Origin of the sequence: Allobosea rubneri (assembly GCF_032464875.1) — a bacterium.
In the GTDB taxonomy this organism is placed as follows: Bacteria; Pseudomonadota; Alphaproteobacteria; order Rhizobiales; family Beijerinckiaceae; genus Allobosea; species Allobosea rubneri.
In genome coordinates this window covers 1-14,378 of sequence record NZ_JAWDID010000021.1, presented here as the reverse complement: position 1 = coordinate 14,378, position 14,378 = coordinate 1, and the positions used below count along the sequence as shown (strand labels likewise).

At 68.7% G+C, this 14,378-nt stretch carries 15 protein-coding genes; 10 read left to right on the top strand and 5 right to left on the bottom strand.

Features of this window, described 5'->3' with window-relative positions; genetic code table 11:
- Positions 1–114 precede the first annotated feature (114 nt).
- From RKE40_RS14925 to RKE40_RS14915, 3 genes are all read left to right on the top strand, one after another.
- Positions 115–2,787 carry a TIGR02302 family protein gene (locus tag RKE40_RS14925; protein WP_316019023.1) on the top strand — a complete coding sequence of 891 codons (2,673 nt, stop codon included), beginning with the start codon at positions 115–117 and terminating at the stop codon, positions 2,785–2,787.
- Between the two features lie 228 nt (positions 2,788–3,015).
- On the top strand, positions 3,016–3,660 hold the full coding sequence (locus RKE40_RS14920) for a glycoside hydrolase family 19 protein (protein ID WP_316019022.1): 645 nt from the start codon (positions 3,016–3,018) through the stop codon (positions 3,658–3,660).
- Positions 3,661–3,805: 145 nt separating this feature from the next.
- A complete protein-coding gene (locus RKE40_RS14915; RefSeq protein WP_316019021.1) occupies positions 3,806–5,020 on the top strand; it encodes a GGDEF domain-containing protein in 1,215 nt (404 codons plus the stop codon).
- A gap of 31 nt (positions 5,021–5,051) precedes the next feature.
- On the opposite strand, the gene RKE40_RS14910 is transcribed toward RKE40_RS14915, so the two are convergent.
- Entirely contained in the window at positions 5,052–6,206 is a 1,155-nt protein-coding gene (locus RKE40_RS14910) for a trans-sulfuration enzyme family protein (protein ID WP_316019020.1), read from the bottom strand.
- Between the two features lie 104 nt (positions 6,207–6,310).
- On the opposite strand from RKE40_RS14910, the gene RKE40_RS14905 reads away from it, so the two are divergent.
- On the top strand, positions 6,311–6,820 hold the full coding sequence (locus RKE40_RS14905; RefSeq protein ID WP_316019019.1) for a TspO/MBR family protein: 510 nt from the start codon (positions 6,311–6,313) through the stop codon (positions 6,818–6,820).
- A 15-nt stretch (positions 6,821–6,835) separates the two neighbouring features.
- Here RKE40_RS14905 and RKE40_RS14900 read toward each other — a convergent pair whose 3' ends face one another.
- From RKE40_RS14900 to RKE40_RS14890, 3 genes are all read right to left on the bottom strand, one after another.
- Positions 6,836–7,210 carry a response regulator gene (locus tag RKE40_RS14900; RefSeq protein ID WP_066477534.1) on the bottom strand — a complete coding sequence of 125 codons (375 nt, stop codon included), beginning with the start codon at positions 7,208–7,210 and terminating at the stop codon, positions 6,836–6,838.
- A gap of 4 nt (positions 7,211–7,214) precedes the next feature.
- Positions 7,215–7,775 (bottom strand): hypoxanthine phosphoribosyltransferase, encoded by a 561-nt coding sequence (hpt, locus tag RKE40_RS14895; protein WP_066477535.1) that lies wholly within the window; start codon positions 7,773–7,775, stop codon positions 7,215–7,217.
- Between the two features lie 126 nt (positions 7,776–7,901).
- Complete coding sequence (locus RKE40_RS14890; RefSeq protein WP_316019018.1) at positions 7,902–8,756, bottom strand: DUF3426 domain-containing protein; 855 nt, start codon at positions 8,754–8,756, stop codon at positions 7,902–7,904.
- A 295-nt stretch (positions 8,757–9,051) separates the two neighbouring features.
- Here RKE40_RS14890 and ftsE point away from each other — a divergent pair, with 295 nt between their 5' ends.
- The 5 genes from ftsE (at position 9,052) to RKE40_RS14865 (ending at position 12,847) form a co-directional block, all read left to right on the top strand.
- Positions 9,052–9,711 carry a cell division ATP-binding protein FtsE gene (gene ftsE / locus RKE40_RS14885; RefSeq protein ID WP_316019017.1) on the top strand — a complete coding sequence of 220 codons (660 nt, stop codon included), beginning with the start codon at positions 9,052–9,054 and terminating at the stop codon, positions 9,709–9,711.
- A complete protein-coding gene (locus RKE40_RS14880; protein ID WP_316019016.1) occupies positions 9,698–10,687 on the top strand; it encodes a cell division protein FtsX in 990 nt (329 codons plus the stop codon). Before ftsE ends, RKE40_RS14880 begins: the two co-directional genes overlap by 14 nt.
- A gap of 195 nt (positions 10,688–10,882) precedes the next feature.
- Entirely contained in the window at positions 10,883–11,554 is a 672-nt protein-coding gene (locus RKE40_RS14875; protein ID WP_316019015.1) for a YdcF family protein, read from the top strand.
- Positions 11,555–11,618: 64 nt separating this feature from the next.
- Entirely contained in the window at positions 11,619–12,401 is a 783-nt protein-coding gene (locus RKE40_RS14870) for a lysophospholipid acyltransferase family protein (protein ID WP_316019014.1), read from the top strand.
- Positions 12,402–12,460: 59 nt separating this feature from the next.
- A complete protein-coding gene (locus RKE40_RS14865; RefSeq protein WP_316019013.1) occupies positions 12,461–12,847 on the top strand; it encodes a hypothetical protein in 387 nt (128 codons plus the stop codon).
- Positions 12,848–12,850: 3 nt separating this feature from the next.
- Here RKE40_RS14865 and RKE40_RS14860 read toward each other — a convergent pair whose 3' ends face one another.
- On the bottom strand, positions 12,851–13,408 hold the full coding sequence (locus RKE40_RS14860) for a gamma-glutamylcyclotransferase (RefSeq protein ID WP_316019012.1): 558 nt from the start codon (positions 13,406–13,408) through the stop codon (positions 12,851–12,853).
- A 131-nt stretch (positions 13,409–13,539) separates the two neighbouring features.
- On the opposite strand from RKE40_RS14860, the gene RKE40_RS14855 reads away from it, so the two are divergent.
- Positions 13,540–14,378: DUF2125 domain-containing protein (locus RKE40_RS14855; RefSeq protein WP_316019011.1), on the top strand; the 839-nt coding region annotated here is incomplete at its 3' end.

Genomic DNA, 14,378 nt, shown 5'->3' with positions numbered 1-14,378 from the left:
TCCCGGAGCGCCTGGGCGATGCCGCGCTTCGGCGCTGGTCATGCCACATTCCCGTGCTAGCCTTGGTGTCATCTGAGAGGCATGGAGCCGCGAGGCGCGGCTCGGAGCGTCGGAATGGATGATAAGCCGCGCCGCACGGCGCTCGACCCGGTCGCGTTGATCCGCCGGAGGCTCGAACGCCTCGCGGCCGGTTCGCGGTTGTCACTGGCCTGGGAGCGGCTCTGGCCGCGGCTCTGGGCGCCGATTTCCGTCGTCCTGCTCTTCCTCGCAGTTTCCTGGTTCGGCCTCTGGCTGCACCTGCCCTGGTGGGGGCGGGCCGGCGGTGCCGTGCTGTTCGCCGCCGCCTTCGTCGCGAGCTTCTGGCCGATCGTCCGCGACCGCTGGCCGAGCCGGCGCGAGGCGCTGGCGCGGCTCGACCGCTCGATGGCGGGGGCCCATCGCCCTGCCACTGCGCTGGAAGACAGCCTCGCCGTGGGCGGGCGCGATCCGGTTTCGCAGGCGCTGTGGAAGCTGCATCTGCAACGCCAGAGCGAGCATGTGGCGGCGCTGAAGGTGAGCGCGCCGCGGCCGCTGATGGCGGGGCGTGACCGATTGGCGTTGCGCGCCGTGCCACTGCTTGCGGCCGTCACCGGCTTCTTCATCGCGGGACATGAGGTCTGGCCCCGGGTCTCGGCGGCGTTCGACTGGCGCGGCCCGGCCGCGGCGACGGTACCGGTGCGGATCGACGCCTGGATCGACCCGCCGGCCTATACGCGCCTGCCGCCGATCCTGATCGATTTCTCCCGGCTCGCCAGCCCGCGCTTCAACGTGCCCGAGAAGTCGACTGTGGTCGTGCGCATCGAGCCGGCCGGTGGTGGCGACATCCATCGCGCTGCGGCCGACGACAAGGCAGCACCGGCGGGCGCCGGCAAGCCGTCTGAGGCGGCCGTCGCAGTGCTCGAGAAGCGCTATCTCCTCGCCGGCGATGGCACGCTGCGCATCACTGGCAGCGGCGCCCCGGAACAGACGCTGAGCCTGCACGCGGTGATCGACGCCAAGCCCGAGATCGCCTTCGTGGAAGCCCCCAAGCCGGTGAGCGGCGTGCAGGGAGGGCTCGGCATCGGCTACCGCGCCAAGGATGATTACGGGGTCTCCGCCGTCGAGGTGATCGTCTCGCGGGCCGGACCGCTCACCGCCGGTCGCTCGCTGGTCGAGGCGCCCAAGCAGACGCTGCCGGCGCCGTCCTCCGCCTCCGGCGAAGAGGAGATGAAGAGCACGGTCGATTTCTCGGCCCATCCCTGGGCGGGCGCGAAGGTCAATATGAGCCTGCTGGCGCACGACGAGGCCGGCCAGGAGGGCCGCAGCGAAACGCTCGAAGTGGTGCTGCCGCAGCGCGTCTTCAGCAAGCCGCTGGCCAAGGCGCTGGTCGAGGAGCGCCGCCGGCTGGTGATGAATGTCGAGACGCGCAAGCGGGTGCAGCTCGCCATGGATGCGCTGATGATCGAGCCCGATCGCTTCATGAAGGAGACCGGGGTCTATCTCGCCATGCGGATGATCAGCGAGCGCCTGCGCCGTGCCAGCAGCGACGACCAGTTGCGCGAGGTCGCCGATCTGATGTGGGGCCTCGCCTTGCAGCTCGAGGATGGCGATCTCTCCGATGCCGAAAAGGCACTGCGCGCCGCCCAGGAGAACCTGCAGCAGGCGCTTGAGCGCGGTGCTTCCGAGGAGGAGATCAGGAAGCTCACCGAGGAAATGCGGCGCGCGATGGATCGCTATATGCGCGAACTCGCGCAGCAGATGCAGCGCCAGCAGCAGAATGGCGAGCAGAACCAGGCGCAGCTGCCGGAGAACTTCCGCACGGTGACGCCGCGCGACTTGCAGAACATGCTCGACCGGATCGAGGAGTTGTCGAGACGCGGCGACATGGCCGAGGCGCAGCGCCTGATGGAGGAGCTCAACAACCTCCTGAACAACCTCAAGACGGCGCGACCCGGCCAGCAGGATCAGCGCCAGCGTGAGATGAACCAGGCGCTCGGCGATCTCGACAGGATGACGCGCGAGCAACAGCAATTGCGCGACGAGACCTATCAGCAGGACCAGCAGCGCCAGAACCGGGCTCAGCGCGGCCAGCGGCCGGGGCAGCAGCAGGCCCGTCCCGGACAGCAGGGCCAGCGCCAGCAAGGGCAGCAGGGCCAGCGCGGGCAACGCGGCCAGCAGCCGGGGCAGCAGCCCGGCGAGCAAGGCGAGGATGGCGAGGGCGAGGACGGCCAGAACGCCGAGGGCGGCCAGGGCCAGGGACAGGGCCTGTCGCAGCGCCAGCAGGCCCTGCGCGAGCGCCTGCAGGAGCTGCAGCGGCGCATGCGCGGCATGGGCGCCGATCCGGGCGAGCTCGGCGAGGCCGAGGACGCGATGCGCGAGGCCGAGGGGCAGCTCGGCCAGGGCCAGGAGGGCGACGCCGTCGATGCACAGGGGCGGGCGCTCGACGCGCTGCGCAAGGGCGGCCAGAACCTCGCCCAGCAGATGCAGGGCCAGCCCGGTGAAGGCGAGGGCAATGAGAACGCCTATGGCGAGCCCGATGGGCGCCCGGCTGGACGGCCTTCGCCTCAGCAGCGCACCCGCGACGATCCGCTCGGCCGGCCGCAGCGCCAGCGCGACTGGGCCGATGGCCGGGTCCGTGTGCCCGGCGCCGACGAGAGCGCGACGCAGCGGGCGCGGCGCATCCTGGAAGAGCTGCGCCGCCGCCTCGGCGATCCCTCGCGACCGCTGGAAGAGCTCGACTATCTCGAGCGCCTGCTACGGCGGAACTGAGCGCTATCCTCGCATCATGCTCGGGCTCGACCCCGGCATCTCCGGCCGGAGGAGGCGTGGGTCGGCGGCCCCGTGTCGTGAGGTTCTCGGGTCTGCGCTTCGCCTCGTCCGAGAATGACGGCGAGCCTTCTGCTCGGGCCTCGCGGCAGACCAACGGGGATGCCGCGCCGAGTTATCCCCGTCCCGGAAAACCGGTGCATGATGCCCGCAGCCATGGGGAGCGCCGTCATGTCGATGAAGGGATCGCGAAGCCGCAAGAAGCCCGCCGCGCCGGTGCCGGCCGAAGAGGTTCCGGCCAAAGAGGTTCCGGCCCAGGACGTGCTGGTCGCCGAGCCTGATCTCGCCGTGACCGTGGCGCGGCTCGCCCGGCTCGCTCCGGTCGGCAAGGCCGAGATCATGGCGAACATCGCCCTGCATTTCGATCGGCTCGCCGCCCAGGCCGACGTGACGACGCGGTTGAGGGTCTGCCATTTCCTGGCTCAGGCGGCGCATGAGACCGACCGTTTCCGGACGCTGGAGGAGCAGGGCGGTCCGGCCCAGTTCGCGCGCTATGAGGGGCGCGCCGATCTCGGTAACACCGAGCCCGGCGACGGGGCGCGCTATCATGGCCGCGGCGTCTTCCAGCTCACCGGCCGGGCCAATTACCGGCGCTATGGCCGGATGCTGAACGTCGATCTCGAGGGCCGGCCTGAACTCGCACTGGATCCACGCATCTCGATCCAGATCGCCTTCGCCTATTGGCGCGACCGCAACCTCAACGCCGCCGCCGACCGCGACGACGCGGCGCGCGTCACGCAACTGATCAACGGCGGCGCCAACGGCCTCGCCGACCGCCGGCAATTGCTGGCGACGGCGAAGGGCATCTGGGTCTAGATCGGGCAGCCTGCCCGGGGGACGAAATCGGTCCGGATCACCCGTCGGCCGCGATAGGTCGGAATTCACCCGATCGGCTTAAACCTTTCGCAACGGCAGGCGGCCATAACGGGCGCGCCGCTCGCCACCTGCCGCAGAGTATGCCTTGCCGCTGGACTACAATTCGCTGCTGACGGCCTTTGCGCTTTCCGGTTGCGGATTGGCGATCACCTTCTTCGTCAGCTGGCTGGCCTCCAGGACGGAACGATTCCTGATCGCCTGGACTTTCGGCGTGGCGTTCATGGCGCTCGGCGTGCTGATCTACAGCTGGTACGCCCAGACCATGTCGCCGGCTGTCGGCGCCGCCGGATACACGATCCTGCTGACCGGCCTCGCCTTCGTCTTCGGCGCCGGCCGTGAGTTCCGCACTGGCATCCTGCCCTGGCGCAGCATGACCGTCATGGCGATCGTCTCGTCGCTCGCCATGGCCGTGCCGATGCTGGCCGGCTACAACGGCGTCGCCATCGTCATGCTCAATGTGGCGGCGACGATCATCCTCCTGATCACGGCCTGGGATTACTGGCTCGGACGCGCCGAAGCCCGGTTGGCCATCCCGCTGCTCACGGTCCTTTACGTCCTGACAGGGCTTTCCTTCGTTCCCTGTGCCATCCTGCTGCTGCTGGATGGCGAGTGGCGCCTGTCGCAGGCGCCGTCGAACTGGGCCGAAGACCTCAACATCGTCGTCTGCCTGCTCACCCTTTCCGGTATCGGCGCGCTGTCCTTGGCGCTCAACCAGGCGCGGCTGGCGCGCGGTCACAAGCGCGATGCCGAGATCGATCCGCTGACCGGCCTGCTCAACCGGCGGGCGCTGCTCAGCCGTATCGAAGACATCAAAGGTCCCGCCGCGCTCATCATCTTCGACATGGACCACTTCAAGACGACCAACGACGTCCATGGTCATCTGGCAGGCGACGACGTGCTGCGAAGCTTCGGGAAGATCCTGATGCTGTCCGCCCGGTCAAAGGGGCTCGCAGCGCGGCTCGGAGGCGAGGAGTTCGCGCTGCTGCTGCCGGGAGCCTCGCTGGTCACGGCGGCAAAGCTGGCCGATGGCGTGCGCAGGCGCCTCGCAAAGCGCCATTTCAGCGGGAATGGCGGTTCGTTTGCGAGCACTGTCAGTGCCGGTGTCGCCTGGTCCGAGCACAGCGTCATCGATTTCGACACGCTCCTGCACGACGCCGACAAGGCTCTCTATGCAGCCAAGCGGAACGGTCGCGACCGGGTCGCCGTCAGCACTGACGACACGGAACTCCTGGCCCATAGCTGGCCGTCGGCGGAGGGCCGACGCGATGCTGCCGAGCTTGTCAGACTCAAGGTCGGCTAGCGCGAAAGCCGATGTGAACCGGCTGCGCTGCTCAGCCGTGGCCGGCCCGCAGCGCCTGGTCGAGATCGGCGTAGAGATCCTCGACATCCTCGATGCCGGTCGACAGCCGCAGCAGATCGGGCGGGCAGGGCGAGCCCGCGCCCTCGATCGAGGCACGATGCTCGATCAGGCTCTCGACGCCGCCGAGCGAGGTCGCACGCTTGTAGAGCTCGACATGGGCCGCCGCCTTGATCGCGGCCTGCTCGCCGCCGCTGACCTGGATCGACAGCATGTAGCCGAAGCCGCCCTGCATCTGGCGCGCCGCGATATCATGGCCGGGATGCTGCGGCAGGCCGGGATAGAGCACGCGCGAAACCAGCGGATGGGCCGAGAGCTTCTGGGCCAGCGTCATGGCCGAGGCCGATTGGCGCTCCTGCCTGACATGGAGCGTGCGCATGCCGCGCATCAGCAGGTAAGCCTCGAACGGGCCGAGGATGCCGCCCTGTCCCTTGCGGACGGTCTTGATCCGGGCCCAGAATTCGTCGTCCTCGCGGGCGCAGAGTGCGCCGGCGACGACGTCGGAATGGCCGTTCAGCACCTTGGTCGCGGCGTGCATGACGATGTCGGCGCCAAGCGTCAGCGGGCGGGTATGGACCGGGGAGGCGCAGGTCGAGTCGACTGCGAGCCTGGCGCCGGCGGCATGGGCGATCTCGGCGACGGCGGCGATATCGGTGATGGTCCAGAGCGGGTTCGACGGCGTCTCCGCCCAGATGAGCTTGGTGACGCCCGGCTTCACCGCGGCCTTCAGCGCGACGAGGTCATCGGTCTCGACGAACTCGATCTTCAGCCCCCAGCGCGTCGCCTCGGTCAGGAGCCAGGCCCGCAGCGCCCAGTACATCACCTTGGAGGCGACGACATGGTCGCCCGGGGAGAGCGCCTGGAACACGGCGGTCGCGGCGGCCATGCCGGAGCCGAACAGCAGGGCGCCGGCCTTCGCCTCCTCGAGCATGGCGAGCACGGCCTGCGCCTCGTGCACCGTCTCATTGTCCGGCCGACCATAAATAAAGCCCGAGGAGTAGGCGTTGTCCTCGTCGCGGATATAGGTGGTCGAGACGTGGATCGGCGGCACGACCCCCTTGGTCAGCGGGTCGATCTTGCCCATGGCCTGGGCGGCGAGCGAACGGGGATGCAGCGGGCGCTTGGTCATGGGCGATCCGATTTCCACTATGTGAGACGTTTCATCTCACCATGATTGCTGCAGCGCAAGAGGCCCGTCTTGCCGGGAGCGCAGGGACACCCCATCCTTGCCGCATGAGCACGCAGACCGATAGCTCCGATCGTCAGCCGGCAGTGTGGCTGGCCCTTCTCATCGCCATCCTGCCGGTGGTCGCAGCGTCGCTGGTCGGCAGCGCGGTGACCGTGCCGCAGATCCCGGGCTGGTATGCCGGGCTCGCGAAACCTCCGTTCAATCCGCCGAACTGGCTGTTCGCGCCGGTCTGGACGACGCTGTTCGCGCTGATGGGTCTTGCCGCCTTCCGCGTGCTGCGCCGGCCGTCCGACACCATCGGCCGCAGCCGGGCGCTGCTGGCCTATCATGTCCAGCTCGCGCTCAATTTCGCCTGGTCCTGCGTCTTCTTCGGGCTGAACAGCCCGGCCGGCGGGCTCGTCGTCATCGCCTTGCTGATCGCCGCGATCCTCTGGACGATCAGGCGCTTCGCGGCCCTCCCCGACCGGTTCGCGGCCTGGCTGCTCGCGCCCTATCTCGCCTGGGTCTCGTTCGCCGCGGTGCTCAATCTCTCGATCTGGTGGCTGAACCGCTGAGGGCGCGGGGCGACCTCAGCCGATCGAGCGTTCGATAACCCGCATCACGGTCTCACGCAGCTCGGCGATGGTGAACGGCTTGGCCATCACCTCGGCGACGATAGTCTCCAGGCTCTTGGCGCGCTCGCGCTGCTCGGCATAGCCGGTCATCAGCATGATGGTGAGGTCGGGGAATTCGCGCTTCGCGGCGAGGGCGAGCGCGATGCCGTCCATCAGCGGCATGCGGATATCGGTGAGCAGCAGGTCGAAGCGGCCCTTCTCCGCCATCAGGACCTCGAGCGCCTCGGCGCCGTCGCCCGCCATCATGCAATCATGTCCGTCCATGGCGAGGCCGCGCGCGACGAGCACGCGCAGGGTTTCCTCGTCATCGACCACCAGGATGCGGGACATCGCCTCAGATCCCCGGCAGGCCGGCCTGGTCGGCGGTCTCGATCACGCCGACATAGGGGAGCTGGCGATAGGAATGGGCGACGTCCATGCCGTAGCCGACGACGAAGTAGTCGGGGCATTCGAAGCCGACATACTCGGCCTCGATGTTGACCGCGCGCTTGGCCGGCTTCTCGAGCAGGACCGCACTTGAGACCTTGGCCGCGCCGCGCGCCGCCAGCAGGTCCTTGGCGAAGGCCAGGGTGCGCCCGGATTCGAGGATGTCGTCGACCAGCAGGACCTGCCGGCCCCGGACATCACTCTGCACGTCGCGCAGGATCTCGACCTGGCCGGAGGAGATGGTGGCGGCGCGATAGCTCGAGAGATGGACGAACTCGACCTGCGGCGCCATGCCGGCGCGGTGCATCGCCCGGATCAGGTCGGCCACGAACATGAAGCTGCCCTTGAGCACGGCGACGACCAGCAGGTCGGGCGGCGAATCGGCGGCAATCTCCGCTGCCATCTCGGCATTGCGGGCGGCGATGGCGGCTTCGTCGTAGAGGACCCGGATACGCTGGGATTGGGGCATCGTCTGGCATTCCTTCCGGGCTCCGGCGCCCGTTAGCGCCGCCCCATGATCGCGGCTGAAACTGGCACTATCGATAACCCCGGCGGGCGGACAATTGAAGACCGCCGCCGTAATGCTATGGGGGTATCAGTTCGCGTTGGCGAGCGTCGCCTGCGCGGCCGCGCCGAAACGAACCTGAACGGAGCGGCCGTTTTCCGGCGGCGCCGCCAGCCGCGCCCGGAAGCGCACCAGCTCGGCCGGTTCGAGCACCGGCCGGGGCGGTTCGGCGGTCCAAGTGTAAAGCACCTGCCCGGCCTCGTCCTTCACCGCGACCGTGATCGGCGGCAGTTTCGTCTTGGTCCGGGCGATATTGGTCACGTCGCCCTCGACCACCAGGAAGCGGCCCTGCGTATCCTGGACAAGCTCGCTTTCGACGGCGCTGAAGGCAAGCCCGCGCAGATTGATGGGCAGACCGAGCTTTTCATAGAGCGCGGCGAATTGCGGCACGGTTCGGACCACTGCGTTGCGCTGCCAGAGCGCGAGGCCGAGCAGGCCGAGGCCGGCAAGCACAATTGCGGCGGGGGTGCTGACCGGCAGGCGTGATGGCGATCTGATCGCCGCCATCCAGCCTTTCGCGCGCGTCTGCTTGTGTGGCTTGGCCTGCCTGCGCGGCTTGGCCGGCGTCGGCGCCACCGCATCGTTGCGCTCGGCGGCGAGGGCCGAGACGCTTTCCTCGATCTGGGCGGCGCGGCGCAGTTCTTCTGCCAGCAGGGCGTTGGTCTCGTCCTCGCTCGGAGCGCTTGGGAATTCCTGCTCCGCAATCGCGTCGATGGCGGGCTGCGGCTCGTCCGGCTCCTGCTCCACGATCGGTGAAAGCGGGGCGGGCGCCTCGACCTGCCAGGCGGTCTGGCAGGAGGCGCAGCGGACCTTGCGACCGGATGGGCCGATCTTGGCCTCGTCGAGCTCGTAGCGGCTGGCGCAGGAGGGGCAGACGATCAGCATGGCCTTCGGGTGGTCGCTCCGCGCAGTGTTGGTCTAAGGCCGGCTTGGAAGGCGCGGCGATGGTGCCCGAACCTCTTGGTTTCCGGCGGTGCGCCAGCGCAGCCATGCCGGGAGGCGGTTCGTCCAGCCATTGGCGCAATTTATGGTTAACGTCGCGTAAAGCCGGTGCTTCTACGGGAAGAATTGCGGGGAGCGACGGCATGACCCTTCCCGCGGGCGGGCGCTCCGGGTGTAGGATCGCGGCTCGGTGAGGCCGGCGAAGCCCGATTCGGGGCGTGGCGAGATAGGAGCAGAGTTGGTTCGGTTCGAAAATGTCGGGCTGCGATACGGCATGGGGCCGGAGGTGCTGAAAGATATCAATTTCAGCATCGCGCCGCGTTCGTTCCAGTATCTGACCGGGCCTTCCGGCGCCGGCAAGACGACGCTGATCCGGCTGGTGCTGATGGCGCTGAAGCCGACGCGCGGGCTTGTCCACCTCTTCGGCCAGGACGTCTCGCGGCTGGAGGCGACGACGCTGACCGATTTCCGGCGCAAGATGGGCGTCGTCTTCCAGGATTTCCGCCTGCTCGATCACCTCACCGTCTACGAGAACGTCGCCCTGCCGCTGCGGGTGCTCGGCAAGGAAGAGGCCGGCTATCGCGCCGAGGTCGTCGAATTGCTGCGTTGGGTCGGGCTCGGCGAGCGCATGCATGCGGTGCCGTCGGTGCTGTCCGGCGGCGAGAAGCAGCGCGCGGCGATCGCCAGGGCGCTGATCTCGCGCCCGCAGTTGCTTCTCGCCGACGAACCGACCGGCAATGTCGACCCGGGGCTGGGCCGGCGGCTGCTGCGCCTGTTCATGGAGCTGCAGACGCTCGGGACCGCGGTCGTGATCGCAACCCATGATCTTGCGCTGATGGAGCAGTACGACGCGCCGCGCCTCGTGCTTGCCGACGGGCATCTCCATGTCGACGCCTGACTGGCGCGCCGAGCCGGCGGAGCAGGATGAGGATGATGAGGGCTTCGTCCAGCCGAAACCCCGCCTGCCGGTCAATCTGCGCCGGGATCAGCCGCTGGTCCCGGTCGATACGGTCGCCGGCCGCGCTCTGGTCGTGGTGATCGCGATCCTGACCTTCCTTGCCGCGCTCAGCGCCGGCGGCGCCTTGATGGCGGCGCGGGCTTCGGAGCAATGGCGTGGTGCGGTGGCCAACGAGATGACGATCCAGGTCAGGCCGGATCCGCGCCGCAATATCGAGGCTGATCTCGCCAAAGCCGTGGAGCTCGCCCGCGCCGTGCCGAGCGTCGCCGAGGTTCGCGCCATGCCGCGGGCGGAGTCTGACAAGCTGCTGGAGCCCTGGCTCGGCGCGGGACTCGATCTGATCGAGCTGCCGGTGCCGCGGCTGATCGTGCTGCGCCTCAACGCAACCGTGGCGAACGACCTCGTCGCCTTCAGCCAGACCCTGCGGCGCGAGGTGCCGACGGCCACGCTCGACGATCACCGTCTCTGGCTGCGCCGGCTCTCGACCATGGCAAACACCATCATCGTCGCCGGCGTCGCGGTCGTCATGCTCGTGCTGCTCGCGGCGGCGCTCGCGGTCGCCTTCGCGACGCGCGGCGCCATGGCGGGCAGCCGCGACAGCGTCGAGGTGCTGCATCTGGTCGGTGCCGATGACGAATTCATCGCGCGCGAGTTCCAGAACCGCTTCATCACGCTCGGCTTGCGCGGTGGCGGAGCCGGCGGCCTCGCCGCGGTCATCGCCATCGCGCTGCTCGGCTGGCTGGCTTCGGCCTGGAGCGCAACGCCCGAGGCAGATCAGTTGCAGGCGATGTTCGGCGCCTTCGAGATCGGCTGGTCGGGCTATGGGGTCGTCGTGCTGGTGGCGGTCATCGTGGCGGCTATCGCTGGTCTCGTCTCGCGGGTTACCGTGCGAAATTATCTGAAGGCGATGTCGTGATGCATTGCGGGGGGAACGCAGCGATCATGCCGCTATTGTGCCCGATTGGGCGGTTACCTTGCGGTGGTCATGGTGATGACCGCAGCGAGGCCGACTCATCTTACGCGTGCTGAGGGCGATTTGGCCGATGCGCGCCCCATCGTGACCAGGACGTCGTTCCGGCGCAGAGCCGGGCGTGCGCTGCTTTGGCTTGCCTTGGGCGGTCTAGTCGTGCTCGTCGGCGGCTATGTCAATTTCGCGTCCCGCCTCGCGCTGAACGAGGCGACGGCGCCTCGTACCGACGCGATCGTGGTCGTCACCGGCGGTGCGCAGCGCGTCGGCGATGCGATCGGCCTGCTGCATGCCGATCGTGGCTCGCGCCTGCTGATCAGCGGCGTCAACGAGCGCACGGGGCGCGAGGAACTCGCCAAGCTCAATCCGAAGGCGCGCGAGGCGCTCGCCTGCTGCGTCGATCTCGACTATCGCGCCCGCAACACCATCGGCAACGCCATCGAGACCCGGCGTTGGGTCCGTCAGCACGGCTTCCGTTCGCTGCTGCTGGTGACGTCGAACTACCACATGCCGCGCACCATGCTGGAGTTCAACCACGCCATGCCCGGCGTGCGCATCGTGCCCTACCCGGTGGTGACCGACCAGGTCGACGTCACCGCCTGGTGGAAGGACTGGCACACCATCCGCCTGCTGGTGCCCGAATACGCCAAATACCTCGTCGCCAACCTGCGCAGCCTCGTCGAGGACGACCCCGAAACCTCGCGACTCTCGGTGATCATCGGTGGCCGCAAGCCGGTTTCGCCCAAGTCGGGGGACCAGATCGGCCCGGAGCACGAGAAGCGTTCGCGTGCCCTCGGCCAGGACCGCGGCGCCTGAGACGGCGGCGCCTGAGGCGGCAGGCGCTCTTGACGGATGCGCGGCGGCAGGCTTCTTGCCGGCCATGCTCGTGCTCCGCTCGCTCCTCTTCAATATCGCCTTCTATCTCAACCTCGCCTTCTGGCTGGTCTGTGCGATGGCGACCATGCCGCTGCCGAAGCGCTTCCTGCTCGGCGTCGCCCTCAACTGGGCCGAGAGCTCGCTCTGGCTGATGCGGGTGATCGTCGGGACGCGCTGCGAGATCAGTGGCGTCGAGAACATCCCGCCGGGCGGGATCATCATGGCCGCGAAGCACCAATCGGCGTGGGAGACCTTCGCGCTGATCACGGTGTTCCGGAACCCGGTCTACATCCTGAAGCGCGAGCTGACCTGGCTGCCCTTCTTCGGCTGGTGCCTGCTGAAGATGCGGATGATCCCGGTCAATCGCGGTGCCGGCAGCCGGGCGCTGCAGATGGCGACGCGACGCGCCAAGGTCGAACTCGGGCAGAACGGCCGTCAGCTGCTGATCTTCCCGGAAGGGACGCGTCGCCCCGTCGGCGCCCCGCCCGACTACAAGTTCGGCGTTGCCCATCTCTATGGCGAGCTCGGCGTGCCCTGCGTCCCGGTCGCGCTCAATGCCGGCCTGTTCTGGCCGCGCCGCTCCTTCCTGCGCAGGCCGGGGACGATCCGCGTCGAAATCCTGCCGGCGATCCCGCCCGGCATGGACAAGAAGGCCTTCCACGCCCTGCTGCAGGAGCAGATCGAGACCGCTACCGACCGGCTGGTCAGCGAGGGAAGGGCGGAGCTTGCCCGCCTCGGCGTGCCCGCTCCTGCCAATACGCGGCAGGAGGCCGCACAGAAGAGCTGATTGAACTTGACAGCAGCGTCACTATGTTCTGATTTCGTTCTGGAACAAAGGAGGAACGGATGGCTGCTCTCGCTCTTCTGGCCGCGCCTTGCGAGGATCGCCCGGTGCGGGCCGCGCGTGAGGCTCCGCTGCGCGGCGCGGCGCAACTCGCCGAACGTCGCTTCACCGCATGGCGGGGCCGTTCGGGGCGGCGCTATGTCGCCTCGGTCTTCGCCGTTCAGGATGGGCATGCGCTGAACTTCACCGATGCGGTGCTGCTCGCCGTATCGCCGGAGCGGACGATCGTCGCGGCGCGCGACAGCGGCGCCTTCGGCATCGACGCGGCCCTGACGCGTTGGCGCGACGCGGCCGCCATGGCCGGCGCCTGCGAGATCCATGTGCATCTGCTGGCCGAGGACAGCCAGAGCCGGCGCGCCGCGCTTGCCGATCTGACGCCCGAGGCCTGAGGTTCAGGTCGAGGCGGGGCTCGCGATCCTGTCGAGCTCGGTGACGAGATGGGTGAGCAGCGGGTCGTGGATGCCCATTTCGTGCAGGTGCTCCTGGGTGCGCCGGACATAGTCCGGGTTCTCGCCCGAGACGCCCTTGCCCTGCCTTACGAGGCCGAGCACCGCCGCTTCCGGCAGGCGGCCGGCATACTGGGTATGGGCCCGGTCGGCGATGTAGGTCAGCGCATTCAAGCGGCGGCCATCGTCGAGGCGGATGGCGAGCCGCCTTTCGAGATAGACCGCGGTCGCCTGCTCGCGGGCCCGCAGATAGTCGATGGTTTCCTCGGCTTGCACAGCCGGCACGCGGAAGGCGACGCCGCGGCAGATGCCGCCGCGATCCAGCCCCAGCACCAGCCCCGGCGTCTCGGGTGTGCCGCGATGGACATGCGAGTAGATGCAGAGCGAGCGGTGGAAGCCGTGCAGCCGCGCCCCGGCGCGCTCGGCGAAATCGAAGCCAGGCCGCCAGATCAGCGAGCCGTAGCCGAAGACCCAGAGATCGTCCGGCGTCGCCGCTTCCGTCATCCGCACCCTCACAATTTGGCCCGCTTGCCTCGGCAGACAGGACGCCGCAATCCGCAAGACGATCGGCGCTGGCCTCCTGCCGCCCCGGTCGCTATCAATCCGCCGAAATCCTTGCAAGGGAGCGACCGCGCATGCCTGCCGCCACCACCGCGCGACGGAACAGCCGTTTCTGGCTTTACGCTCCGTTCGGCCTGCTCGCGCTTCTGGCGGCAGGCTGGTCCGCCCTCTGGTTCATGGCGCGTGGCAAGGTCGAGCAGCATCTCGACGCGGGCATTGCGCGCGAGGCGGCCGCCGGACGCAACTGGACCTGCCGCGACCGCAGCATCGGTGGCTATCCGTTCCGGATCGAGGTGCGCTGCGCCGGGGTGACGCTGGTCTCCTCGCGCTGGGGCGACGAGGTCAAGATCGAGACCGGTCCGGCCGTTGCCGTCGCGCAGGCGACCGCGCCCGGACATCTGATCCTGCAGGCGACCGGCCCGCTGACGGCGACGCTGCCGGCCAAGCAGAACGCCGATCTCAGCTGGAGCGCGCTCGAAGCCAGCCTGCGCCTGACCACCAGCGGTTTCGAGCGGATCTCGCTCGTCGTCCGGGAGCCGGTCGCGACGCTGCGCACGCCCGACGGGGCGGATGGCAGCCTGCGGACCGAGAGCCTTCGCTCGGCGCTGTTCGAGGCGCATCTGCGGCCGAATCAGCAGGGCTATGCCAGCCAGCAGGCGATCGATGTCGCGCTGAGCACGAAGGGCGCGGTGATGCCGGTGCTCGACGGTCTGCTCGGCGACGGCGCGCCGAGCGATCTCGACGTGCAGGCGACCATCTCGCAGTCCTTCGCCTTCCGCCGCGGCTTCAATCCCGATGCACTGGAAAGCTGGCGCACGGCCAATGGCGGGATCGAGATCACGCGGCTCGGCCTGCTCAAGGGCTCGGCGCGGCTCGAGGCTTCCGGTCGGCTCGGACTCGACGAGGCCCACCG

Coding starts and splice junctions, on each gene's coding strand:
- RKE40_RS14910 (WP_316019020.1), bottom strand. CDS start 6,206: ATGACCAAGCGCCCGCTGCATCCCCGTTCGCTCGCCGCCCAGGCCATG.
- RKE40_RS14880 (WP_316019016.1), top strand. CDS start 9,698: ATGTCGACGCCTGACTGGCGCGCCGAGCCGGCGGAGCAGGATGAGGAT.
- RKE40_RS14900 (WP_066477534.1), bottom strand. CDS start 7,210: ATGTCCCGCATCCTGGTGGTCGATGACGAGGAAACCCTGCGCGTGCTC.
- RKE40_RS14925 (WP_316019023.1), top strand. CDS start 115: ATGGATGATAAGCCGCGCCGCACGGCGCTCGACCCGGTCGCGTTGATC.
- RKE40_RS14890 (WP_316019018.1), bottom strand. CDS start 8,756: ATGCTGATCGTCTGCCCCTCCTGCGCCAGCCGCTACGAGCTCGACGAG.
- RKE40_RS14905 (WP_316019019.1), top strand. CDS start 6,311: ATGAGCACGCAGACCGATAGCTCCGATCGTCAGCCGGCAGTGTGGCTG.
- RKE40_RS14920 (WP_316019022.1), top strand. CDS start 3,016: ATGTCGATGAAGGGATCGCGAAGCCGCAAGAAGCCCGCCGCGCCGGTG.
- RKE40_RS14870 (WP_316019014.1), top strand. CDS start 11,619: ATGCTCGTGCTCCGCTCGCTCCTCTTCAATATCGCCTTCTATCTCAAC.
- RKE40_RS14860 (WP_316019012.1), bottom strand. CDS start 13,408: ATGACGGAAGCGGCGACGCCGGACGATCTCTGGGTCTTCGGCTACGGC.
- hpt (WP_066477535.1), bottom strand. CDS start 7,775: ATGCCCCAATCCCAGCGTATCCGGGTCCTCTACGACGAAGCCGCCATC.
- RKE40_RS14865 (WP_316019013.1), top strand. CDS start 12,461: ATGGCTGCTCTCGCTCTTCTGGCCGCGCCTTGCGAGGATCGCCCGGTG.